Origin of the sequence: Acinetobacter septicus (genome assembly GCF_019355975.1) — a bacterium.
Taxonomy (GTDB): domain Bacteria; phylum Pseudomonadota; class Gammaproteobacteria; order Pseudomonadales; family Moraxellaceae; genus Acinetobacter; species Acinetobacter ursingii.
The window spans coordinates 345679-369925 of record NZ_CP079899.1; the positions used below are offsets into that span (position 1 = coordinate 345679).

26 protein-coding genes and 2 pseudogenes are annotated in these 24247 nt (G+C 39.6%); 10 read left to right on the top strand and 18 right to left on the bottom strand.

The genetic code is table 11. The features are described 5' to 3' along the window. Positions 1-44: 44 nt before the first annotated feature. A pseudogene (locus I6L31_RS18120) lies at positions 45-937 on the top strand (IS3 family transposase); the annotation flags it as partial. 33 nt (positions 938-970) lie between these two features. Here I6L31_RS18120 and I6L31_RS18530 read toward each other — a convergent pair. Together I6L31_RS18530 and I6L31_RS18130 are read right to left on the bottom strand one after the other, a co-directional pair. Further along, positions 971-1963, bottom strand: a pseudogene (locus I6L31_RS18530) (site-specific integrase); the annotation flags it as partial. A gap of 275 nt (positions 1964-2238) precedes the next feature. After that, complete coding sequence (locus I6L31_RS18130) at positions 2239-2991, bottom strand: hypothetical protein (RefSeq protein WP_005006271.1); 753 nt, start codon at positions 2989-2991, stop codon at positions 2239-2241. A gap of 158 nt (positions 2992-3149) precedes the next feature. On the opposite strand from I6L31_RS18130, the gene I6L31_RS18135 reads away from it, so the two are divergent. Beyond that, positions 3150-3791 carry an N-acetylmuramoyl-L-alanine amidase family protein gene (locus tag I6L31_RS18135; protein WP_005028445.1) on the top strand — a complete coding sequence of 214 codons (642 nt, stop codon included), beginning with the start codon at positions 3150-3152 and terminating at the stop codon, positions 3789-3791. 38 nt (positions 3792-3829) lie between these two features. Here the strand turns inward: I6L31_RS18135 and I6L31_RS18140 are convergent, their stop codons facing one another. Further along, a complete protein-coding gene (locus I6L31_RS18140) occupies positions 3830-4363 on the bottom strand; it encodes a hypothetical protein (protein WP_005006266.1) in 534 nt (177 codons plus the stop codon). 189 nt (positions 4364-4552) lie between these two features. Here I6L31_RS18140 and I6L31_RS18145 point away from each other — a divergent pair, with 189 nt between their 5' ends. Continuing rightward, complete coding sequence (locus tag I6L31_RS18145) at positions 4553-4981, top strand: hypothetical protein (protein WP_005006263.1); 429 nt, start codon at positions 4553-4555, stop codon at positions 4979-4981. Between the two features lie 75 nt (positions 4982-5056). Here I6L31_RS18145 and I6L31_RS18405 read toward each other — a convergent pair whose 3' ends face one another. After that, positions 5057-5470, bottom strand: coding sequence for a hypothetical protein (locus I6L31_RS18405; RefSeq protein ID WP_010591495.1), 414 nt, complete (start codon positions 5468-5470; stop codon positions 5057-5059). Between the two features lie 155 nt (positions 5471-5625). Between I6L31_RS18405 and I6L31_RS18155 the strand changes: the two genes are divergently transcribed. Then, positions 5626-6327 carry an IS1 family transposase gene (locus I6L31_RS18155; protein ID WP_005005861.1) on the top strand — a complete coding sequence of 234 codons (702 nt, stop codon included), beginning with the start codon at positions 5626-5628 and terminating at the stop codon, positions 6325-6327. Beyond that, entirely contained in the window at positions 6327-6701 is a 375-nt protein-coding gene (locus tag I6L31_RS18160; RefSeq protein WP_005006260.1) for a GGDEF domain-containing protein, read from the top strand. Before I6L31_RS18155 ends, I6L31_RS18160 begins: the two co-directional genes overlap by 1 nt. A 187-nt stretch (positions 6702-6888) precedes the next feature. Here the strand turns inward: I6L31_RS18160 and I6L31_RS18165 are convergent, their stop codons facing one another. The 4 genes from I6L31_RS18165 to msrA all read right to left on the bottom strand — a co-directional run bounded on the left by I6L31_RS18165 (position 6889) and on the right by msrA (position 9004). Then, complete coding sequence (locus I6L31_RS18165; RefSeq protein ID WP_005028456.1) at positions 6889-7551, bottom strand: peptide-methionine (S)-S-oxide reductase MsrA; 663 nt, start codon at positions 7549-7551, stop codon at positions 6889-6891. 228 nt (positions 7552-7779) lie between these two features. Then, positions 7780-8220 carry a peptide-methionine (R)-S-oxide reductase MsrB gene (gene msrB / locus I6L31_RS18170; protein ID WP_005006253.1) on the bottom strand — a complete coding sequence of 147 codons (441 nt, stop codon included), beginning with the start codon at positions 8218-8220 and terminating at the stop codon, positions 7780-7782. 31 nt (positions 8221-8251) lie between these two features. After that, positions 8252-8488 (bottom strand): glutaredoxin, encoded by a 237-nt coding sequence (locus I6L31_RS18175; protein ID WP_005006251.1) that lies wholly within the window; start codon positions 8486-8488, stop codon positions 8252-8254. Between the two features lie 27 nt (positions 8489-8515). Further along, entirely contained in the window at positions 8516-9004 is a 489-nt protein-coding gene (gene msrA / locus I6L31_RS18180) for a peptide-methionine (S)-S-oxide reductase MsrA (RefSeq protein ID WP_005006250.1), read from the bottom strand. Positions 9005-9126: 122 nt separating this feature from the next. Between msrA and I6L31_RS18185 the strand changes: the two genes are divergently transcribed. Continuing rightward, a complete protein-coding gene (locus tag I6L31_RS18185; RefSeq protein ID WP_005006248.1) occupies positions 9127-10062 on the top strand; it encodes an AraC family transcriptional regulator in 936 nt (311 codons plus the stop codon). Positions 10063-10106: 44 nt separating this feature from the next. On the opposite strand, the gene I6L31_RS18190 is transcribed toward I6L31_RS18185, so the two are convergent. Then, positions 10107-11381 (bottom strand): hypothetical protein, encoded by a 1275-nt coding sequence (locus I6L31_RS18190; protein WP_005006246.1) that lies wholly within the window; start codon positions 11379-11381, stop codon positions 10107-10109. Between the two features lie 538 nt (positions 11382-11919). Between I6L31_RS18190 and I6L31_RS18410 the strand changes: the two genes are divergently transcribed. The 3 genes from I6L31_RS18410 (at position 11920) to I6L31_RS18205 (ending at position 13362) form a co-directional block, all read left to right on the top strand. Continuing rightward, on the top strand, positions 11920-12096 hold the full coding sequence (locus tag I6L31_RS18410) for a peptide-methionine (S)-S-oxide reductase (protein WP_005006244.1): 177 nt from the start codon (positions 11920-11922) through the stop codon (positions 12094-12096). A gap of 58 nt (positions 12097-12154) precedes the next feature. Continuing rightward, on the top strand, positions 12155-12709 hold the full coding sequence (locus tag I6L31_RS18200; RefSeq protein WP_000088799.1) for a carboxymuconolactone decarboxylase family protein: 555 nt from the start codon (positions 12155-12157) through the stop codon (positions 12707-12709). A gap of 137 nt (positions 12710-12846) precedes the next feature. After that, positions 12847-13362, top strand: a complete 516-nt coding sequence (locus I6L31_RS18205) for a YkgB family protein (RefSeq protein WP_005006241.1) — start codon at positions 12847-12849, stop codon at positions 13360-13362. A gap of 860 nt (positions 13363-14222) precedes the next feature. On the opposite strand, the gene fadA is transcribed toward I6L31_RS18205, so the two are convergent. Further along, positions 14223-15395: an acetyl-CoA C-acyltransferase FadA gene (gene fadA / locus I6L31_RS18210; RefSeq protein ID WP_005006238.1), complete on the bottom strand. Its 1173-nt coding sequence runs from the start codon at positions 15393-15395 to the stop codon at positions 14223-14225. A 12-nt stretch (positions 15396-15407) separates the two neighbouring features. Then, positions 15408-17561, bottom strand: coding sequence for a fatty acid oxidation complex subunit alpha FadB (fadB, locus tag I6L31_RS18215; RefSeq protein ID WP_004978714.1), 2154 nt, complete (start codon positions 17559-17561; stop codon positions 15408-15410). Positions 17562-18040: 479 nt separating this feature from the next. Between fadB and I6L31_RS18220 the strand changes: the two genes are divergently transcribed. Then, positions 18041-18256, top strand: coding sequence for an aspartyl/asparaginyl beta-hydroxylase domain-containing protein (locus I6L31_RS18220; protein WP_005006236.1), 216 nt, complete (start codon positions 18041-18043; stop codon positions 18254-18256). Here the strand turns inward: I6L31_RS18220 and I6L31_RS18225 are convergent. The 7 genes from I6L31_RS18225 to I6L31_RS18415 all read right to left on the bottom strand — a co-directional run bounded on the left by I6L31_RS18225 (position 18221) and on the right by I6L31_RS18415 (position 24171). Continuing rightward, positions 18221-18922 (bottom strand): IS1 family transposase, encoded by a 702-nt coding sequence (locus I6L31_RS18225; protein ID WP_005005861.1) that lies wholly within the window; start codon positions 18920-18922, stop codon positions 18221-18223. The two genes, I6L31_RS18220 and I6L31_RS18225, sit on opposite strands and share 36 nt — an antisense overlap. Positions 18923-18956: 34 nt before the next feature. After that, positions 18957-19142: a hypothetical protein gene (locus I6L31_RS18230; protein WP_005006230.1), complete on the bottom strand. Its 186-nt coding sequence runs from the start codon at positions 19140-19142 to the stop codon at positions 18957-18959. Positions 19143-19162: 20 nt separating this feature from the next. Further along, positions 19163-19540: a helix-turn-helix domain-containing protein gene (locus I6L31_RS18235; RefSeq protein ID WP_005006227.1), complete on the bottom strand. Its 378-nt coding sequence runs from the start codon at positions 19538-19540 to the stop codon at positions 19163-19165. Positions 19541-19615: 75 nt separating this feature from the next. Next, the gene (locus tag I6L31_RS18240) at positions 19616-20548 is read right to left on the bottom strand and encodes a tyrosine-type recombinase/integrase (RefSeq protein ID WP_005006225.1); all 933 of its coding nucleotides are present in this window, start codon (positions 20546-20548) and stop codon (positions 19616-19618) included. A gap of 26 nt (positions 20549-20574) precedes the next feature. After that, a complete protein-coding gene (locus I6L31_RS18245) occupies positions 20575-21147 on the bottom strand; it encodes a hypothetical protein (protein WP_005006224.1) in 573 nt (190 codons plus the stop codon). Between the two features lie 113 nt (positions 21148-21260). Beyond that, complete coding sequence (locus tag I6L31_RS18250) at positions 21261-22106, bottom strand: hypothetical protein (RefSeq protein WP_005006221.1); 846 nt, start codon at positions 22104-22106, stop codon at positions 21261-21263. Positions 22107-22224: 118 nt separating this feature from the next. Then, on the bottom strand, positions 22225-24171 hold the full coding sequence (locus I6L31_RS18415) for a hypothetical protein (RefSeq protein WP_227518677.1): 1947 nt from the start codon (positions 24169-24171) through the stop codon (positions 22225-22227). Positions 24172-24247 lie beyond the last annotated feature (76 nt).

The following is a 24247-nucleotide window of genomic DNA, read 5'->3' on the forward strand; positions in this document are numbered from 1 at the left end:
TAAAGGGAACATCATCGACTCAGATCCCTATTTGCAACAGTGCCGAAAATACCAGACTAAAAAAAATGTATGCTGAAGAGCGATTAAAGGCAGAGATTGTTCAGGAAGCAATGTCAAAAAAGTGGTGAAGCCATCTTGCCGACGTCAGATGGCTCAACAAGCCGTTGCCCTGCATGCGGTTAGTATCCGTTTAGCTTGCTCTGCATTTGGCATTAGTGAAACCTGCTACCGTTATCAGGCTAAACTTTGCGATGACAATGCATTAATTGCTAAACAGCTCATTGAACTCACTGAGGCAAATTCCGATTGGGGATTTGGTCTGTGCTTCTCATATTTACGACATGTTGAGAATCACTGCTGGAATCACAAGCGGGTTTACCGCATTTACTGTGAGTTGGCACTAAATCTGCGTATTAAACCGAGAAGAAGACTAAAACGGCACGCGCCTGAACCATTGAAAGAACCAATCCGAGAAAATCAGGTCTGGTCATTAGATTTTATGCATGATCAGCTGATCGATGGTCGAAAGTTCCGATTATTAAATGTGATTGATGACTACCGTCGAGAAGGCTTAGCGATTGAAGCAGGATTCTCATTACCTACAATCCGAGTTATTCGTACGTTGAATCAGTTGCTGGAGTGGCGAGAAAAGCCGTTAGTTATTCGGTGTGACAATGGCCCGGAGTTTATCAGTCATGAATTTGTACGCTGGGCTACTGAGCACGGTATTCGTATTGAATATATTCAACCAGGTAAGCCACAGCAGAATGCGTATATTGAACGTTATAATCGGACTATACGTTATAGCTGGCTAAGCAAGCATCTATTTGACACACTGGAAGAAGTACAAGATTATGCAACAAACTGGTTGTGGCATTACAACCATGAAAGACCACATCAAGCTAACAAAGGAAAGCCACCTCTAAGGGCTGCTTAACCTCTACTTTTAACTTCGGTTATTTATGGGAGGATTACCATAACTTAAAGCAGAATAGGGAGGCTTTAAGGATGTAAATAAGATATGTGAAGGAATTTCTTTTCGGATTTCATTTATATAGATTTGAAGAATTCTGTAGTCTCGTTCCTGCAGTTTAATTACTCGGTACGAATATTCATTTTTGATTTTTGGCTTTTTTGATCGATCATCGAACTCATCATCTGTATTTGTAATAATTAAACTAAAACTATGATTCTGAATTGATTTTTTAATAGAGTTGGTTGTTAGTAGCATAAGCTCACCAATTCTAAGACCATAGTTGAGCATGAGATGTATGATCAGAAAGTTTCTGAGTTGTACATTTTTAGATCTAAAAGGATTTAATTCATTGTATTTATTAGAGTTACTTGGTGAAATGACTGAATACAATCCTTTAATCATTTCCTGATTCATGCTCTTAAAATTATGATTTATCTCACTTTTAATTGTCTTATTGGCTTTTGAAAAATTATTTATAATTTTTTTCTTTATTGTCATATATTTATTCAAGTTTTCTTTAATTTTTTGAATTTCCTTCAACGTAAGTTGTGGCTGTGATTGCATGCTTAAGTATTCATTAATCAAGAAGTTGTAAAACTTTAAGAAGGATCTAACTCTATGACCAATTGTTGTGTAATTAATATGTTCTGAATTGCTTAGCCGTATAAGATTACTTTCAAGTTTTTTATTATTTTCTAAGTAAACAATGAAATTATCAATTTCACATTGAATGATCTCAAAATTATAGGATGTCGAATAGAACGACTCACAAAAGGACGTGGCAAACTTTTCAAACCAAAATTCATACCAAAATTTTATTGCGATTAAATCTGCATGCTGCGTAGAGATACTTTGAAATCTAAGAAATTTCATGGTGTACAGCATAGGGTACATACATGGACAGAATGAATCTAAATCAAATAAAAGAATAATTTGATTTTCGTTTGAGACTTTCTTTTCTAAATGAATTGTTTTTAAAGCAAACATAGTAAAGTTTATGAATTATTCTTAAGGTCAACATATCATATTTTATGATTGAAATAGAAATTAGTTAAGTTATTGAATCTTAGTTCAAGAAAGAAAAATATGAAGTTATTGTTAGGTGTATCGGAATTGTCATAATTATAATTCTCAAAGGAGTAGAAAAGGCACTACCCCACAATTTTTTTCTCTCAAAATGTCATTCACTGTCATTTTTTAGTGGCAAGTACCAGGTGCAATTCTTTTTACGGTGTATTACACCGTAGATGTTTTGAGTGAGCTTAGCTGGCACCGTAAAAGTTTTGATCGACAAAATATCCAAAGTCAACTGGACTGTTAATCCATTTGCTAAACAAAACGTGAAACAGCAAATTATTGTAGTCTATATATTTTTCATAATTGTTCACGATACCTAAGTTCAGCAAGTTTTTTTCAAACTCAATGCGTTCAATGGGTTCTGATTTCACAAATGCATGGATGGATGCTTTGATTACATGATAATTATAACTTTCTGATGGACATTGACGTTCACATGAAATAATTCCAGCTTCAATGAACAAATTAATATTACGCTGCCAAGAACGTCCGTGAATGTGGTAATTCAGGCAGTCACCAAGTTTTTGCAGATCTGACAATTTAAAGGATTTGTTTTGGCAAACTGCAAAATATGTAAAGGTAAAATAACGATATGAAATATCTTTTTTTAATATCTTAAACTTAGGATTGTCATAAAAGTTAACATTAGCATTCGTTCTATATATTTTAAGGAACAGCTCACCATACTTACTTAATCTATAATATTTAGATGAGCGACAAGTAGAACGCCCTAGATCCTCTATCATCCCCAATTGGACCCAATTTTTAATAAGACGCTGAATAGAACGAACGAGCCATTTAGACTTATAACCCTCTAATTCATCTATATAGGTGCCTTTCAGGAAGTGAACACTCAATGGTCGTGGGTGATGTTCTACAAACTGAGTGAACAGTCGATGTATAAATTTTATATCCAAAATTGTATTTAGAGCTCTCATGATAAGTACTTTAAAACCATCTTAAAACCATCTTAAAACCATTTTAACAAAACCTTTTAAACCTTTTAATTTTTTTTAAATTAAATATACTTAAAACCATAATAATAGCTTAAAGGGTTTTAATTGTGCTAAAGCTAAAATGTATATCGATATTAGCAATGTCAATCATTACACAATCTATCTTTGCTGAAAATTCAGTAGTACTTGATGTTGGCCATTCACCAAAACAAGCTGGATCTACTGCAGCTAACGGCTATCCTGAATACACTTACAACCTTAGCATGGTCAATTCTATTGAATACTTTCTTAAATCGCGTCATGTCCAAGTGCTCAGATCTTCAGTGAATGAAGATAAAGTCTCACTGGTTCAACGTGCGACCAGATACCCTAATGCTAATCTTTTTATTTCGGTGCACCACGACTCAATACCTACTGAGCTGACCAAGTACAAGAATCAACTCAAAGGTTTTTCAATTTTTGTATCAAAGAAAAATCCAGAATACGGAAAAAGTTTGAAATGCGCCAATCTCATTGGCCAGAACCTAAAATCAATTGGTGAAAGCCCTTCTACTTACCATGGCATTAATATACCAGGTGAAAACAAAAAGCTTTTGACCTCAAATGGCGTATATCAATATGACAATCTAGTGGTCCTGAAGAAATCACAAAAGCCGGCGGTTTTAATTGAGATCGGCGTGATTGCCAATCCTGAAGAAGCAAATCGCTTATCTAATCAGAAAGTAATCTGGAAAATATCTGAAAATATTGCTCAGTCGATACAGCAATGTTTAAACCAATAAGGTGCATGCTGCAGTAATCAATATGCACCCCTCTAGAATTAGAATCTTATGCCGACCGTTTCACCATCATCATTGACCGCACCAGCATCATAAGTGTTATGCCATACGCCATTAATCATGACCAAGTGTGGCGCCCAAAATGACACTGTTTGAATATTATGCAAAACATCATCTGGCGTATCGAAACTAGAAGCACCTATATAGCGGAAGAACATCAAGTTTTCGCCTAGTTCTTCAATATACATTTCAGGATCAAAGTCATCCAAAAACTCTTTATCTTCACGTATCACTTCGTTTAACTCAGTTTCAACGAGTTTGAGTAAAGCGGTAGGCGTAGGTAAACCATCATAAGCCCATTCAGACTCTTTACCTTCAAGTTCCATCCCATCTTTAATATCAAATGCAGCGACATATCCAGTAAAGTAATTTTCAGCTTGCGAGAAGTTATTCGGCATGTCTTGATAGTATCTATCAAGTACGGTCTTAATCTTTGCCAAGGTTGCATCAATCGTACTTTGAATTGCACTTTCAGCACGTTCTTGAGCTGTACCTCTTTGCTTAGCTTGCCCCATGTGTACCCCCTGATTATTCACATTTTGACTAGTATTTTATTTCTAAAGCCTATTGTTTCAGCACTTTAAACCGATTCAGTATATACCAAAGGTTTGCTATTTATATTTCATATATACGATAAGTCTCAAATACTACAAATGGCTTGGTAGCTAAGTGATATAACATGTTTTTGTGCTTCAGGCTTTACAATGCTTTTCTCAGATTATCTAGACCAACATGCCGTTATTCTTGCGCTATGTTTGGCAATCTGCATATCTTCAGTTGTGGTTTATACAAAGTATAGAACTCTACGCGCCGTTTATCTTACTGGTGCATCCCTATTCACTTTAACCGCCACAATATTTCTATCGATCGGATTTTATTTAACTACATTGGATGTATCTGCTTCAGATAGAAAGGAGATCCAAAGCATTATTTCTCAAGTGAGCCAAGACAAAAATATCGCTTCAGCAATTGAACTCAATCAAAGAAATAACTATGAATTATTGGTTGCAGTATCTCAAAAGAAAAACCTTACCTACTCAGATCTAGGCAGTATTCAATATGGCCAAGTACGTGACACAGTAAATTTGACGAAATATTCTCAATACAAAACTTTGGTGAATGCTGAGTACTAATATTTATTGTTGTTTGCGTTGTTCAAGAACACTGATTTATGCACTACTCGTTGTTCTTCCTCATATCGTATCACTTCATGAGCCACGCAATATAGAGATATATTTCTTAGACATTGTTTCCATAAAAGTTCTGGATAGAGTTTTGTATAGGTCAGGAATGTTCTTTTCCCAAAACAACAATATTTCACCCTTCGTTTTGCATAATTTAAAATCATCGGTATTGGTGAGATCCTCTACCTGTTGAATCATCACTTCCCTTTCTTTTTCTTTGGCTTGTTTTTCTAAAACTTTTTGTTCCTTGATTTTGTCTTGTTCAGACAAAAAGTTCCTACTTTTCTCGCGTTTTTCACTGTCAGTAATGAACTTAACCAAGTGGAATAAATGTTCCATCCATTCATCCGTATGGGTTAAGCCAAGGATGCAACCATTTAGATTAAAGCCAACATTAACCAGGCCTATATCTGATGATGTTTTATTTCTGATATTCAAAATGACATCTTCATCCAGTTCATTTTCTGCAATGAATTCGTCTATATAGTGTTGGTACTCTGGAGATAGAAAACCGTCAAAGGTATATCGAACAACGGTGGTGTATCAAAAAGTATGCTAAAAAAAAGCAGGTTGAATTTTGATAAAATAGAGAAATGCAAATAACTCTAGAAATCAAATGTCCAACCTGCCTCAGTGACAGTATAAAGAAAAATGGCATCAAAGTAGATGGGAAACAAAACTACCAATGCAAAGACTGCAAACGTCAGTTTATTGGTGACCATGCTCTGAGCTATCTAGGATGTAATTCTGGCATTACTCGTAAAATATTACAGTTAATGGTCAGAGGCAGCGGTATACGAGATATCGCTGAAGTTGAGCGCATTAGTATCGGTAAAGTCTTACGGACTTTAACTGAATCGGCCTATCAAATTCAGCCTAAACAAAGTCATTATGAATCTCTCGAAGTAGATGAATTCTGGACTTTTGTTGGAAATAAAAATAATAAACAATGGCTTATTTACGCCTACCATCGAGAAACAGGTGAGATTGTTGCTTATGTTTGGGGTAAGAGAGATTTAGCTACAGTCCAAAGGTTGAAGACAAAGCTTAAACAATTAGGTATTCACTACACCCGAATTGCAAGTGATCATTGGGACAGTTTCATCACTGCTTTTAAAAACTGCAAGCAAAGTATTGGTAAGTTGTTTACTGTAGGAATTGAAGGTAATAATTGCAAAATAAGGCATCGAATAAGGCGTGGTTTTAGAAGAAGTTGCAATTTCTCCAAAAAGCTTGAAAACCATTTTAAAGCCTTCGACTTAACCTTCTTTTACATCAATAATGGCTTCATTTAATGTCAGCATACTTTTTAAAACACCACCAAAGTTTTAACGACAGCTATGGACATGCCGAAGGTGATCAGGCACTGAGCCTGGTAGCAGGTCTGTTTCAGCGCAACAGCAGGAACTATGACTTTTTCGCCCGTTATGGTGGTGAAGAGTTTGTGCTGATCTTGCCAGGCACAGACATCGTGTCGGCCAATAAAACACTGGAAAAATTAAGGCTGGTAGTGGCTAACCATGAATGGCCATTACGACAATTAACGGTCAGCATCGGTTTGGCCAGCGCTGATTTATTTAACGACAAAAAGCAGTTGCTCGAAGCCGCCGATCAGATGTTATACAAAGCTAAAGCCCAAGGCCGCAATCAAACCAGTGTGTTCTGTTAATTTGAGGGGGATCACCTAACAACTGGTAGATAAGCTGGTCTCATATGGGCAATAATTAGTCCGTTTAAATACATCGGTAAAATGCCACTTGCACAGCTTCTTTGTACACTGTGGGACTCTATTTAAAGTTGGCCGGCACATTGATTGCGTAGCGAAAATAGAGTGCTTTAGCCAGCACAATTTCAGATTAGCCGATTCGGTAAGCTTTCTGCATTTGCGGAGACAACTTTTTTAACCAGTTTGAAAGACTGAAGCCTTTTCTGTCGGTACTATTCAATTTAGTAAAATACAGATGTTCATCCCAGCGAGGACCGAAATCTACTTCAGCAAGACTTACAAGCTGTTTGTTTCTGCGAAGACGATGCTTTTGATGGTAATCTTCGGCTGGCCAAAAATAACCATTTTGTTGTCCGGCTTCAATCACCTCGGGAGACTTATCCTTTCCAATCGCTTGGATCAGTTCTTCAGTGACTTGTTTTTGCTCCTGATCAAAGACAAAAAGTATCTGGCGATACTGACCCTGCTTTCTGACATGAACAAACCATGACTCAAAACCTCCAAGAAGTTCTCTATAGCTAATTTGGTCTTTATCGTAGATCACTCTGACGACTTCGGCGTGTCCCTTGATGTTGCGGTAACTCGGATCCAGAGTTGATGCTCCAGCGTAGCCAACACGTGTTTGCACTACTCCCGGCGTCCCTCCAAAATTTGAATCCGGTCCCCAAAAGCAGCCCGTGCCAAAAACCGTTTGACTAAGTTTTCCGGTTTTCAATGCTTCTTCGATAGCTTCAGGGGTCGCAAATTCATAGCTTTCAACATCGTCTTCTTTATTCATTTTTAGATCCGACATATTTTTCACCTAACTTTTTAAGAATTGTAGCCACTCCCATTCGCAGATCAGCAGCAGCCGACGGTCGTCTTCATGAACATCCAAAAAACAAACTGGATCCCTTTTTCTGTCAAGTACGAATGGTAAATCTTGGTTTTATGGCAGTCTTTATGACCGAACAGCTTGATCAACACACAACGGCTTCTTTTTCCAAAAGGTTCACTTTCATAAAACTCCTCAATTTAAAAATTATTCTACAAACTTCAATGACTCAGAGTTAATGCAGAATCGGACCCCTGATGGCTCAGGGCCATCTGGAAAAACGTGCCCCAGATGGGCTTCGCACACATTGCATAACACTTCGATTCTGCGCCCGTACGTCGTATCCAGTTCATATTGAATTACGTTGTCGGCGACAGGCTCAGAAAAACTCGGCCATCCCGTTCCCGAATCGAACTTTAGGTTCGAGTCAAAGAGTTCGGTGTCGCAGCCAACACAGGCGTATCTACCTGCTTCATAAAATGAACAGAGTCCTCCCGTGTGCGGGCGTTCGGTGCCTTTCATTCGCATAACCCGAAATTGCGCGGGCGTCAGAATTTCTTTCCACTCTTCCTCGCTCCTTTCAACTTTTCTGGGAGGTGCTGGAGTGCCGTTATCGAGGTAGCTGTAAATGCTTTTCCAATTGAACATATATTTGATCCTTTATTTTAGGGCTTGCTCTTTAGCCATCAATCCACGAGAAGAAGTCTGTAGCACTGCCAATGAATTCTCCATCCACAAAAACTTGCGGAACAGTTTGAAGATTTGTTCTTTCCTTCAACTCCAAGTAAGTCTTCGGATCGTCGTCTACGCGAATTTGTTTGAAATCAACCTTTTCAGAAGTTAGGTAATTCTTTACGCGTGCGCAAAATGGACAATGGTCTTTCGTATAGATGACAACATTCTTAAGTGTTTTCATAATTTCCTCTTTCATTTGGTTTATGGTTTAGTCTCTTTCAAAATGGCAAGAGTATCCGTTGGGATTCCTTTGCAAATAGTTTTGATGATATGCCTCAGCGTCGTAGAATTCTTTTTCCAAGGCGACGGTCGTAACTACTTCATTCTCGAAGCGACCGATCTCATTGACCTCCTCAATCACGTTTTCGATAATCGCTTTCTGGGCATCGTCACGATAGAACGCAGCAGAGCGATACGAAGATCCAACATCATTCCCTTGGCGATTCTTCGTAGTTGGATCATGGATCTTGAAAAAGTAATGTAGAATCTCTTCGAGAGATATTTCGTCTGGGTCGTATTCCACGCGAACAGCTTCGGCGTGACCCGTTTTCCCTGTTTTAATATCGGCGTAGGTAGGATCATCAAAATCTCCGCCAGAGTAGCCCACCTTTGTTGACGTCACGCCGTCCAGATTCCTAAGGAGGTCTTCAAGACCCCAAAAACACCCTCCGGCAACGATCACATAATTTAGTTTCATAAAGCCTCCTTGGTTTTTATCTATTTACTGATTAAACTGACTTTACAGCATGTATAATAGATATAACATGCCCAGTAGTTCGTATAATGTGACTTATTAGACAGTTTGCGTAGGAGCTAAGTATGGATGTTCTCAGTGAGATTTTAGATAAGGTAGAGCTTACTAGTAGCTACTGGTATAGAACATCATTTGCAGGAGACTGGGGCATCAGTCTCCCGCAGGAAGAGAATCTAGCGAGATTTCACATCGTGACCCATGGCGAGTTTTGGTACGAGGTGCCAAAACTTAAACTTAAGGCTTTGGCGGAGCAAGGCGATATTTTGATTTTATTCAAAGGGATGGAGCACACCATGACCAGTGCACCAAAAATCAAGGCCGAGCCCGCGGTCGAATTTAGATCCAAGGCCAACCTCACTGAAACTCAAGTTCTGGAATATGGTGATCAGAGCAAGCTCAAAGCAAACGTCGTTTGCGGACATTTTTGTTTTGATGGCGGACCCGATCATCCATTCTTAAATTCGCTGCCAAACGTCGTGCATATCAAGAGTACTGAGAACTCCCACTCGCCTTGGCTTACCATGCTTTTAAGTATTATAGAGCAGGAAGCAAAATCAGGGCTTCCTGGAAGCAACACGCTAGTCAGGAAGCTGACCGAAATTATCTTCGTGCAAGCGTTAAGAATTCACATGTACAAATCCAACAAAAATGTAGGATTTTTCAAATTGATCGAAAATCCGCAACTCAGCAAATCCTTGGAAGCTATCCATCATAGTCTCGATAAAAAATGGGGTCTTGACGATCTCGCTGAGATTGCTGGAATGTCGCGTACGAACTACAGCGTTAAGTTTAAGAAACTGTCTGGCATGACACCTCTTGATTATTTAACCTATTGTCGGCTTGAAAAAGCGAAGCAGCTGCTTAAAGAAACCGGTAAATCTGTTCCTGAAGTGAGTGAAGCCATTGGGTATCCGGCACATGAACACTTTCAAAAATTATTTAAGAAAAAAATTGGCGTAACTCCTAGTGCTTATAGAAAGGAAAATTCTAAAATGGCGTAAAAATGATAATCTAAGACACAACTTCGACTTTCATCGCTGAGAGTTTATAAATCGTCTCCCACCACCGGTATCCATAAGCAGATAAACCGAGTTCTTGAAGCATTCCTGCTTTCAATGTCGTCGACGTGATCACGATTCGAGTTCAGATAACTACTCTGTTGATGAATACTCTCAGTTAATTGCTGCTCACCAGATTCCAACACAGCACCAGCGAGCTCGGCACATACGGAAGCAAAACCATAAAGCGCTTGATTATCACGGGTAAAATGCAGTGGCATCGTCTGGCCTTTTACATGGAGGGACCATTCCAAAACTCTATGTTTACCTTTTATTCGGCTACTGACAAATACCGTTTTACTGGTGCCGCTGGCGCCAATGACTAAAAAGCTGGTGATAGCCAGCCCTATCAGCGACCATAACTCAGGTCTCCCACTGAGTAACAGTGGGTTAGGCAAATGACTCCTCAAAACGAGTTCAGTACCAAGCGTCAACGCTGTTTTATAGACTGCTTGTTCTAATAATGGCGTTGCATCAACCAGTGACGCTTCAGCCTCACAGCTATAAGGTTCAGCGACAGCTGTAGCTCTCAACCATTCTGTTTCATGGGCAATTGCCAACAAATTTGACCAAATTCGAACCAGTGCCGCGATATGAATGGAGTTTTCATGAGCTAAGACAGTTTGATTAAGCTGTAGCTCAAGCTCCTGATGCCAATATTGGTACTGGCTAGTCAACAGTACAAATAACTCGGATTGAAGTAACTTATTAGTCGCTACCGGTTTTATCCTATTGGATATCTCATTGAAAAGTTGGATAAATTTTAAGTCTGCTTGTTGCTCACGCTTGAGCTGCTCTTGTTGTTGCTGCAGCAATTGCAAATCATATTCAATAGCCTGCTTAAAGAGTGTGAGTAAGGAACAGTGTTGTGATGCCCGGTCTGCGCTTGCCCGGTCCAACATACACAAAGTACCGAAAGTTTCTCCGCTAGGCCAAAGCAAAGGCAGCCCGTAGTAATAACTAAAGCCTGCGGCAAATGTCGGGTTATTGTTCTCGTATCGGGTACCGATTGCATTTTCAACTAGCAATGGCTGGTGACTGGCAATGACTTGGGAACAATAACTGTTTAGTGCCAATGGAATAGGTTCATCGCAATAAAAAGCTGGTTTCGACACACTGCCAACTGCCTGAACACAAATTTCGTTTTTATCTAATCGATTAATCAGCACGCAAGGCACTTCCGCGACTTGAGCCATCATGTTTACAATGCCCTGCCAGCGCTCTAACAGCAGTGCGATTTCTATGCTCAAATCTATTGCCACTTGTTCCCTCAATATTTAAATAGCCCCTTTTACTTTATTCAATCCTGTTGATCTCAAAGTATCAAGCAGGAAACGAAGTAATTGGTGTCAATCAGAACATCAGAAGCCTTGGTGCGTTAAGCAGTGCACATAGGCGCGAAGTAAAGTGCTCAAGTCTGATTGTGGCAAGAAATTGTTACTTTGTCAGGGGATAGTCAACAAAGTACTACCGTGCGAATTGCTGGGCTGATGTTTAAGATAAATCTGCCACCAAAAGTTGAATCTGAGTAACGCAATTGAACATTTAAAAATGTAAAGCATTGAAATTTATATGGACATAGACAATCTAATTTGCCCTATATTTGCAGACATTCATTTTTTTCGTGAACCCTTAATTTCACAACTCTTTTAATCTGATATCCAAAGTCTGCATCCATACATAGCCCCTACGTAAACTGTCCAATAGGTCATGTTATACGAACTATTGAACATATTATATCTATTTTACATGCTGTAAAGTCAGTCTAATCAGTAAGTGGATGAAAACTAAGGAGGCTTTATGAAACTAGATTATGTGATCGTTGCCGGAGGGTGTTTTTGGGGTCTCGAAGACCTCCTTAGAAATCAGGACGGCGTGACGTCAACGAAGGTGTGTAGTGGCACTGAAATGGCGACTGCGCAAGACGTGAAGATGAGCTGTCTGATAGCAACGGATTATCAAGCAGAACCTTCTTAAATACAATTTATTCCACGCCAATACAGCGTGCTGTCTTTCAAATCACTAGGAGAAATTTATGTCACGTTTGAACACCCCTACCACAATCGACGCCGCGCCTACTGCTACCCATACCTCACTCAAGGCTGTGGAAAAACAACTGGGCCGCGTTCCTAACATGTTCCGCGTCGTTGCCAACAGCCCTGCTGCGCTGACTGGCTACCTGCAATTGAGCGCAGCATCAGCACAGGGCGGCTTGGGTACAGCGACTCTTGAGCGTATTGCCCTAGCCGTCGCTGAGATCAACGGCTGCGATTATTGCCTTGCTGCCCATTCCTTCCTAGGCCGTAAGGTGGCCAAGCTTGATGATGCTGAACTCACTGCCAACCGCAGCGGTGCATCAAATGACCCTAAGGCCGACGCAGCCGTGCGTTTTGCTGCCGCCGTAGTCCGCCAGCGCGGGCAAGTCAGCAATGACCAGGTCCAAGCGGTGCTGAACGCTGGCTACAGTGATGCACATGTAGTGGATATTCTGTTGGCTGTTGCCCTGAACACTTTCACTAACTACGTTAACGAAGTGACACAGACCGAGGTCGACTTCCCGGCCGTTCAACCACTAGGCATTGATGTCTAATCCATTGGTGCTCAACTACAGCAATTACCTAAGTTAGGTTCGACTCGAGTAAACATATAGTTTTTCTCAAGAGTCATATCATTTTAGTGGGCTACATAGAGTGAGTCCACATGGCTAAAAATAATTGGAGATATAAGATGACTATTCCCGAAATTGAAAATGGTGTCCAGACTACCAATACCCTTAGTAATAATCTCGGTGCAAAAATCACTAAGTTTGGTATAGGTGGCATCTACGTTGCCATGACGATAATATATTTGTGGTTTGGTGGCATGAAATTCACTAGCTACGAAGCAAACGGTATACATGGTTTTGTTAGTAATAGCCCTCTGCTTTCGTGGATGTATAGCTTCCTCAGCATTCAAGGATTCTCAAATTTTCTGGGTGTGCTTGAAATTTCAGTTGGCCTGTTAATCGCTGCACGAGTTTTCTCCCCTAAGCTCGCAATCTTGGGCGGTGTACTTTCAACCGGACTCTTTTTTACGACATTGTCGTTCATGCTGACTACACCCGGTGTTTTTGAGGCATCTCTTGGGTTTCCTGCGATCTCTGTGGTTCCTGGCCAGTTTTTGCTAAAAGATTTAGGCTTGTTTGTCGTGTCTATATTTATCGTAGGTACATCACTTACAGCACTGGAGCACAAAACCAAATAAGCCGAACCCGAAACAACTATTAAGTTAGAGGGTTCCTAAACACATTAGAAACCCTTTATTTTTATCATTTAAAACACCTTTTATAAGTGCTTCAAGTACGTGCCTTACTAAATAATATCACTTCATTGGTCTTAAAAAGGCAAAATACAGTATTCAAAAACTGTAGTGGTCAACTATTTTTGGCCACATCGATATAGTCTGAAAAACGGTGCGTTCTTGAAACCCGAAATGAATAATGCACTCATTTTTTACTTTATGGCAATGCGTTGATATCTCGAAATTTTCGAGAGTCTCAGTTCCGTGATTGTCAGAAATGTCCGCTTTCAGTGAAAAGCGCCGATTTTGTCGAATCTCAGTGAATTTCAGCTTTTGGCACAAAGCCGAGATCCGACGAAGTGGTACTTTCCGTGAAAGTTGTGGTGCGATTAATTTGCAACACGTGGTAAGGAGCGGTTGCAATGTGGTGGTAAATTAAGTGCAATTAATCAAGAAGGTGAATCAATGAGTGAACAACTGAACTGTCAAAGCCGCATGGATGCGGCGACAACTCTGTACTTGCCGCAAATAACTATCCCCGTCCTGCTAAACCAATGACGTAACTCCTATCTCTCCCGACTTGTTGGAACAAGTCGCACTCACAAGGTGCAATTAAACACTGAACAAAAATTCATGGATGAATGGTTACCGCCGAAGGACTCGGCGCAAATAAAAAACGTACATACCATTATACACAGTATGTACGTTTGAAATTAAAGCCGCTGACGTTATATGTAAAGCCCTGTCACTCACTCACACGCGAATAGACACTGTTTTTACTATATACTCCAACAAGGGGGATTTTTATTTTATCTTAGTGTTAATTAAACACGTTCGATAATCGTCGCGATACCTTGACCTAAACCAATACACATGGTCGCAAGACCGATTTGTGTATCTTGTTGTTCCATTACGTTCAACAACGTGGTTGTAATACGTGCACCAGAACAACCCAATGGGTGACCCAATGCAATCGCGCCACCATTCAAGTTAATGATGTCTTGCTTGTCATAAACGCCTAGACCTTTCATGGCTGATAAGCCTTGAGCAGCAAATGCTTCGTTTAACTCGATGGTTTGGATATCCGCCATGCTTAAGCCAGCACGTTTAAGCGCTTTTTGAGTTGCAGGTACAGGACCATAACCCATGATTGCAGCGTCACAGCCTGCAACCGCCATAGAGCGAATCACAGCACGTGGTTTTAAACCAAGTGATTGAGCGCGTTCAGCAGACATCAACAACATTGCAGAAGCACCGTCAGACAGCGCAGAAGACGTTGCCGCAGTGACTGTACCGCCTTTCGGGTCAAATACAGGACGTAAACCTTTGAATGCTTCAAGGTTTGCATCTGGACGAATCACTTCATCGATGTCGCATAGGATTTTGAAGCCATTGGCATCATGACCTTCAACACCTATGACTTCGTTTTTGAAACGACCTTCTTGCGTTGCAGCCCAAGCGCGGCGGTGAGATTCAACACCGAACGCATCTTGTTCTTCACGCGTAATGCCGTTCATACGACCTAACATTTCAGCCGTTAAGCCCATCATGTTAGACGCTTTTGCATAGTGCTTAGACGCTTCTGGGTTGAGGTCGATGCCGTGCATCATGCCTACGTGACCCATGTGCTCTACACCACCGATGATGAAGATATCACCTTGGTTGGTTGCAATCTGTGCAGCAGCGGTGTGAAGCGCTTGCATAGATGAACCACAAAGACGGTTAACTGTTTGACCTGCCACAGTTTTTGGAAGATCAGCCAATAAACCAATGTTACGGCCAATGTTCATACCTTGTTCTAGAGTCTGGTTTACACAGCCCCAGATCAGGTCTTCAACTTCATTGGTGTCAAACTGGTTACGAGCAACTAAAGCACGAACCAATTCAGCCGATAAGCTGTCAGCACGTACATTGCGGAACATACCGTTTTTGGTTTTACCCATTGCTGAACGTACGCCATCAACGATGACAACGTCACGTGGATTTAAAGTAGCCATTCACGTTGCTCCTTAACCGTAGAATTTTTTGTTGTTAGCAGCCATGTCACGCAACATTTGTGGCGCTTCATAAGCCTTACCTAAGTGTGCGTATTTGTCGCAAAGTGCAACGTATTCAGCAACACCAGTTTGGTCGATGTAACGGCATGGACCACCACGGAATGGAGGGAAACCTACACCCATAATCATCGCCATGTCTGCTTCAGAAGCAGTCGCTACGATGTTGTCTTCTAGGCAACGAACAGTTTCGTTACAGAAAGCAAGCATCATACGGTCAATGATTTCTTGAGCATCAAACTCGCGTTTTTCTGCAGTTGCCACAGTAGCAACAAGCTCATACGCAGTTGGATCAACCACTTTGGCTTTTTTGCCTTTACGGTCAAGTTCGTATTTGTAGAAACCAACGTCGTTCTTTTGACCCAAACGTTTGTTTTCGTACATGATTTCGATTGAACCTTTGAAGTCTGGCTTCATACGGTCAGGGAAACCTTCAGCCATCACTTCTGCACCGTGAACGCCCGTGTCGATACCAACAACGTCGATTAGGTAAGCAGGACCCATAGGCCAGCCGAATTTTTCCATCACTTTGTCGACTTGTTGGAAGTCAGCACCGTCTTTCAATAGAAGGTCAAATGCACCGAAGTAAGGGAACAAGACGCGGTTTACAAGGAAACCTGGGCAGTCGTTCACAACGATTGGTGTTTTACCCATTTTCTGAGCAAGAACAACCGTGGTCGCAATCGCTTCAGCCGAAGTCTTCTCACCACGGATCACTTCTACCAATGGCATCATGTGTACTGGGTTAAAGAAGTGCATACCCACGAAGTTTTCAGGACGTTGTAGGTTTTCAGCCAAACGTGTGATTGAAATTGTTGAAGTATTTGAAGCAATGATCGTGTTGTCACGAACATTCTTCTCAGTTTCAGCAAGTACAATGCCTTTTACTTTTGGATTTTCAGTTACTGCTTCAATCACGATGTCCACTTCTTTAAACTCGTCATAGCTTAAAGTAGGGCGGATGCGCGCAAGAGTTTCACCCATTTGAGCAGGTTTCATCTTCTTACGTTCAACTTGTTTGGTGAGTAAGCCATTGGCTTCTTTCATACCCAAAGCAAGTTGCGGATTACCAATGTCTTTCATGATGATTGGTGTGCCTTTGCTTGCCGCTTGGTAAGCAATACCACCACCCATGATACCCGCGCCCAATACAGCCGCTTGGTTTACAGGGTGTGCACCTTTTTCATATTTCTTCGAAGTTTTCTTCACCACTTGGTCATTGATGAATAGACCAATTAACGCATTTGCTTGTGGTGTAATGGCTGCTTTTGCAAAACCAGCCGCTTCAGCTTGAAGTGCTTCATTACGTGGAAGGCTTGCACCTGCTTGTAATGAGTCAAGAAGAAGTTTAGGCGCAGGGTATTGAGCAGGATTTGCTTTTGCAAGGACCGCACCTTTCGCCGAGTTGAACGCCATCATTTGTTCGATTGGGTTCAATTTAACAGGGTCAAGTTTTTCCTGACGTTTTGCTTTCCAGTCTACACGGCCAGCAAGGGCTTGTTTAACCAAGTCAATCGCAGCGTCTTGTAGTTTGTCTGCAGCAACAACCGCATCAACCGCACCGTCTTTCAGTGCCGCAGCAGGTTTTTTAGGATTAGCCATGGCCATCCATTCAACTGCATTGTCGATACCAATTAGACGGCTTAAACGAACCGTACCACCGAAACCAGGGAAGATGCCCAGTTTGATTTCAGGAAGACCGACTTGAGCCGCTTCTGACATCACACGATAGTCACACACGAGGCACATTTCAAAGCCGCCGCCCAATGCCATACCATTGATCGCTGCAACTTTAGGAATCTCTAAATCTTCAAACGCGTTGAAAATGTCGTGAACAGGCAATGCCCAATCCACAATCGCTTGTTCGCCTTGAGCGAAGTTTGCACCAAATTCAGTAATATCTGCGCCAACGATAAATGTAGATTTAGCCGAAGTAACGATTAAGCCTTTGATGTCACCGTTTGCTTTAACAGCGTCAATTGCAGCTTTGAAATCTTCAATCGTTGCACGGTTAAATTTGTTGACCGACTCACCTTGTAAGTCAAAGCGGAATTCTGCAATTCCGTCCGAAAGCATTTGGACGGTAATGGCATTGCCAGCGTGGATCATGCCTGATCTCCTTTATTTTGGAGGACTTCTAAGTTGATGTTGTGAAGCGAGTACGTCATTCCTACGTACATCTATGCTCCGCCAATCTTACGATAACTATATCGAAAAAGAACATAACAAGTTGTATCAAGCCGTGACGCAAGGGTCATCTATTTTTATTCAATTATTTCGTGTGCTTGCGTGATGTATTTTTGAATGATGTGGTCTAAATAGAGTGAAGTTTTTGTTTCGTTTAAGATTTTTTATGGATGAGTGATTAAAAAATGATTAGACAGCGTCCTTATATTTCAAGTCAACCTTTGCGCCGATTTTGGCAATTTAGTCAATGCTGCACTTGCAGGTAAACCCAAACAGAATGAAAACTTGTGATGAAAAGCTGGAAATAGGACGTACTTTGCAGCCTATGTTACAATTCTCAGTCTAGACCGAATACCGGTCTTTTTCTTTTATTTCGTTTTCTTTGGTTTCCAGGTTTTCATATGATTAAGTGGATCATTCTGGCGATTTTTATTCTTTCTGCACTTTACATTCAGCAACGTGGGAAGGTTCGTCACTCGTTTTATCGTCAATTTTTCGATCACTCAACGATTCTTGCGCCGATAAACTACCTCATGTACATGTTTTCAAAGGTGGGTGGTGTTTTAAAAAGTATGCTGACATTAAATGAAGCCATTATTGATGTAAAAGAAGGTTAAGTCGAAGGCTTTAAAATGGTTTTCAAGCTTTTTGGAGAAATTGCAACTTCTTCTAAAACCACGCCTTATTCGATGCCTTATTTTGCAATTATTACCTTCAATTCCTACAGTAAACAACTTACCAATACTTTGCTTGCAGTTTTTAAAAGCAGTGATGAAACTGTCCCAATGATCACTTGCAATTCGGGTGTAGTGAATACCTAATTGTTTAAGCTTTGTCTTCAACCTTTGGACTGTAGCTAAATCTCTCTTACCCCAAACATAAGCAACAATCTCACCTGTTTCTCGATGGTAGGCGTAAATAAGCCATTGTTTATTATTTTTATTTCCAACAAAAGTCCAGAATTCATCTACTTCGAGAGATTCATAATGACTTTGTTTAGGCTGAATTTGATAGGCCGATTCAGTTAAAGTCCGTAAGACTTTACCGATACTAATGCGCTCAACTTCAGCGATATCTCGTATACCGCTGCCTCTGACCATTAACTGTAATATTTTACGAGTAATGCCAGAATTACATCCTAGATAGCTCAGAGCATGGTCACCAATAAACTGACGTTTGCAGTCTTTGCATTGGTAGTTTTGTTTCCCATCTACTTTGATGCCATTTTTCTTTATACTGTCACTGAGGCAGGTTGGACATTTGATTTCTAGAGTTATTTGCATTTCTCTATTTTATCAAAATTCAACCTGCTTTTTTTTAGCATACTTTTTGATACACCACCCGAACAACTTCTACCAGTAAAAAATTAACCCCGAAAAGTTCAATGTGTTTTTCAATCTCTTCAACAGGGATTTCCAACTGCATTGTAGATACGAGGCTTTCTACGTGGACCAGTGGCTTACCAATTTGCTGTAACTTTTCATAAAGCTCATTTGCATTCATGGGTTGGTTCAATCCGTTTTTTATATTTTATTCAGCACAGCCAATGTCGCATTGAGCATATCGACTGAAACCTCTAATTTTTTTGCTAAACGGGCCATGTGGCCGTCATCAAGTATTCTTAATGCCTTATGTAATGAAGTATAGTTTTTTAGCTCTGAAAACTCTTCAATTTTTTCATTGATATAGACATCATCTAAACCAGCTTCTTCAAAACACTCAATTACAGATAAGCCAACATATGAAAGTTTCTGTTTTTTAACATATGTTGATTGTTTTTGGTCTATTAAACCAAGTTTCACAGCAATTTTGTGGCTTTCACCACGCTTAGGTAGTCGATTGTTTGTGATGACCCTTGTATTGAAAAATTCTTTTTTTACTTGTTCAAAAGTCTTAGCCATTACGGGCACCATCAAAAGTTAATTATTTCGATCGTTTACGATATATCTTTAGAAGTACAAGAAGCGAATAAATTATTAATCTTGGTTCGCTCTAGCGCGTGGATGTGCATCTTTATAAGAACTAATCAACGTTTCGTGATCTACAAGAATATATACTTGTGTCGAAGATAGTGATTTATGACCTAGCATTTCCTGAACGGCGCGAATATTTTTTGTTTTGTTATACAAGTGCGATGCAAAACTATGTCTCAAAGCATGAGTACTACCAATATGTCCAGAACCATGCGCCTTTAACAGAGCTGTAATGCATGCACCTAAATGGTTTTTCGCAATATGTTTGCCAGATGGTGCAATGAATAAATATCCGCAGTCTTCTACTCCAGCTTTTGAAATCCAACGATTACGAACTAAAAGCCAAGTAGAAATAGCCTCTAGTGATTTTTTTCCTAAAAAAACAATCCGTTCATTATTTCCTTTACCCAATACCTTTAGTTGCATAGCACTGAGGTTGATATCACTTAGTTTGATGGCATGTAATTCAGAGATACGTAAACCGCCAGAATAAGCAATTTCTGCAGCTGCTAGATCTCTTAACTTTTGATTATTGTATTTCGGATTTAATGGCGTCTTGTTATCAAGTATCTCATTCAACGTATTCACGGCGATCGGGCGCGGTAAGCTTTGATTTTTGAACTTAACCCGAATGTCAGAAAAGAAGTTTTCAGGTATATATTCCTTACGCAGACAATAGTTCAGGAAGTTTTTTAAAGCTGATAAATTTTTGTTGAGTGTTCTTGCAGAAACAATATCAACATCGATTCGATGCAACCGAAATGATGTGATGTAATCGCGGTCTAGTTCCAATAGATGTTTACCTTTAAAAAAAGGCATTTCTAACATCAAAAGTAAGCTCTTTTTGTATTCATTAATTGTCATGTCGGACTTATTTTCAAGCTTCAGGCTATCCAGCCATTCTTGAATCAATTCCTCATTCGTCATGCTATGCATGGAAAGGTTTTCCGACATAATAATGCTTAAAGCTCTTGGATGGTTTTTTCTAGCTGAACCTGTTCGTCAGCCTTACTTAATTTTATGACATTTTGCACAATATCCATATATTCTTTTACTGATATTTTGCCATCTGCTTTCGCTGCGTCCACAGTTTTGCGTAAAAATGGATTATCTGAATATTTTTGGAATAAAGTGAAGGCTTTAAGGTCATTCAACGCGTCTGCATTAATTGAGCCATTAGAATGTTTAATGATGCAATTTTTCACCTGGTTTTCAGGTGTTTTGATGTAAGTAACTTCGGGCATAAATAGTTTGTATTTTGTAACCAATTGCACCTCATTAGAAGCTAAGCAACTGTATACAATTTGCGATATTGGTTCTTTTGGACCACTAACACTCCACCCTCCCGTAACCATTAAAAATGGGATGTTTGAATACGGGTATTTGAATGTATCATCAACCAGCTTATTAAACTCATATGCTGTCGATAGGTAGCGATCGTTTGTAAAAACATCAACATGTGACATATCCTTCGGAACTTCTGTGCATCCCCCGATCATGATTACAGATGCAATTGAAAGAAGTAATTTCTTCATAGTTCTAACCTTAATTAGATATCCTTTCTAAGTTACAAGTAACTTTTGCTTAGGCTACGGTTAATATTTATCCAGGAACAAAATAAAGCGGTCGATAGTGACCGCTATATACATTAGAAATTGAATTTTTCAGTGTTGTACGCATAGATTTTATTAATATCAATGCGTTTACCTTGCATGGTTGTTATTGCAGTTGGTTGGAATTTAATTGCAAGATCTTTAATTTCAACGTCTTTCCATTCTGGCATGGAAGACGGTATATCAATAGTGCGGCGCTCTTTGGTACGGGTAGCTGGTATCCAGTGGTTTAACTTAACCATTGAGTCACCTAACAATGTACCTCTTTTGCGATCAACAATGCGTAAGTTTCCTTCCACCGAACGTATTTTTAAACCAGAATAGTTATCAATTCCATAAGTAAATGTGTTTTGGTTTTTACCGTAAAAACGTACTGTAAATTGATCGCGCATATAATAATCGTAATGTGCTTTTAATACCTGAAGCATAGTTTCACGATCTACAACATTTTCGACAATATCTTTGTCAGTACGTAAGGACTGCAGTTTATTAAGTGCTGGTTCAACATTCAATTGTTCGTCTGATACGTTTGGATTAACTAAAGGGTTACGTTGAGGGTAGAAAATATCGTTTAAGTAAGCTGTGTGCTGAACTAATAAATACATCGCTCGTTGTCGAGTATTCATCTGTTGATAAAGGTGAGCTGTCGCTTTGTATCGTTGATTTGAATTGTTCTCAAAATAGCTATCAGACAGTTTATATTCGCTGATTTCAGGTGTAAGGCCACCAGCAACAACATTAAAGTTTTTAGATGGCGTTAAAAGCCCCACGTAAGCTTCTTTAAAGTTTGGATTTGGGGTTGGTACATCATCATAAGCAAAAGCAGTATGTGCTATTACAGTACCAAGGATACCCACCATCGCAGTTTTTAATAGTTTCATTCAGTATTCTCTGTATAACTTTAAAAGGGTTTTATGTTTGAAAGTATAATACTTTATTTTTGTGCATTTAAAAAACCACTATTTAAACTTAAAGTAAAAATAATAATATTTCTTAAACCTATTTAACGCCATTCGTTAAACTATCGCTTAATCTCATTAGTCTTTTAAAGGTCAGGTAGTTTTTTGGTAGTAGTTTAGAATTAAGCGTTAAATTTGAGCATTGATCTAAGTCAATTTGGGCATTTTGATCGATAGGAAAGAGTTGTCCTTGATATGCAAAACCAGTCGAATTTTTAGCGATCGACTCAATCAAAAATACACCGTATTTATCTTGTTCCGTGGCCACTGTACTTAAACCACCTAAGGATGTAATCAGGTTTTTAAAATATCCTGGTATTGCGTTCTTAGTGCGTAAGAATTCTATTTGATTTTCAAATGCTTCAGGTGTGAGACATAACATAAAAGCATTTTTCTTTTCTTCTGGCGTTTCAAATACCTTGCCATTGGTCCACGACAGGATATTCGGCTTGAATACATGCAGTACTTCAACCGATTTAAGAAGATCCGCTACATTTGTTTTATGTTGTTCATCGGCTTCAGGCACAAACTGATTTTTGGTATATACCGCAGTACAAAACCACTCATAATCAATTAACTGATTATCGGCATCTAATGGTTCATACAGCAAATACACGGCGCTATCACGCTTAATGGCCAACAGTGGTGATACTGCATATTGTTCTGCAAACTGAGTGATTGCATCCAAGAGCTCACTTGATATGTTGAGTTTTTTGGCATTGAATTCATCGCAAATTAACAGTAATTCTTGAGTGAGTGTTGGTACCACGTTTAACGGCGAACCAGTCTTGTTCAGCATCTCGTTAATAGCATTCTCAATTGCCCCTTTTGTTAGGCTATTGATGAACTGCAGCTGCTCTAATGAGATCCCTTCATGATCCAAAGCCTGTATGACCAGATCAAAAGCATGACGAATTTTCTTCTCAAAATGGTTTGCGTACGATAATCCCCAAGCGTCAGAAAAAAATGAGACTGTTTGTTCTGTATAGCTGGTATTCATTAGGGTTTTGGCAAGTTGCGCGTTACCGATTAAGTCACTTTCATCTTCTAATTTTTTACGCAAGTACTTCTCAATACCTTGTTTGCGAACGTACTGGATCTTCTTCAGGTTTTGACTTGATAGCCAAGTCTTATATTGCGATACAGCATATTGAATGTTCATATCGGCATATGCAGTAATACGGCAAGGTATACCATCAAAGAACGTTGGTAGAAGCACCTGTAAGAGCTCTAAATCACAAAGAGAAGCATAGATAACGCCGTCAGCCACTTCAAGGTCTGTAATCTTCACTGAGAATGAGTGAATACCGACTCGAACCAGTATTAATTTATCGGTATTTATTAGCACCGCATCATAAGAACTTTCACTGGTGATATTGTTTGCTTTAACCCATTTTTCCCAATGGTTAACGATATGGCCAGAAAGCGCTTCACGAGTATCGAAAGGTTGATCTAGATCTGCAGTTGCACTTATGAACGTATCTAAGCTAAACGCATATCGTAAAGGCTTTAGCTCGATATATGTCTCAATCGCTGTTGTATGTTGCTGAATACCATTAGTAATGCTTTGGAGCTTCAGTGCATAGTTCAAAGCCTCAAGCTGGAGCACTTCATCATCACCGATCTGCTGAAACACCGATGTAGCATATGAAAAATTAGTTTGTTCGCCGTGAATATAACGTCTTTCTTGCCCAATCTGCAGATACAGATTTTTGGCATCAGATTGGACTAAATCTAGGTAATTTTGTGGCTGAAGATCCTGAGCAAGTTGCGTAAAAGGTATTTTAATTTTTGATACTTTAGGTGCTTTTTTTAAACCTTCAATTGATGTCGGAAATTCAATAACATCTAAAATAAAATCTAGGTTTAAAGTTTTAACATCTATGATCAAATGGTTTTTATAAAAACGTCCAATCAGGTTATTAAAAAAACAAACTTGGGTTTTATGGTTTAGCATAAATATACCTTTATGAATCTTAAAGATCATCTTATAATAGTAGTATAAGTTTTAATACTATTTATCATGTGGTATTTTTAAACAAAGATAAAACTTTTAGTGAGTT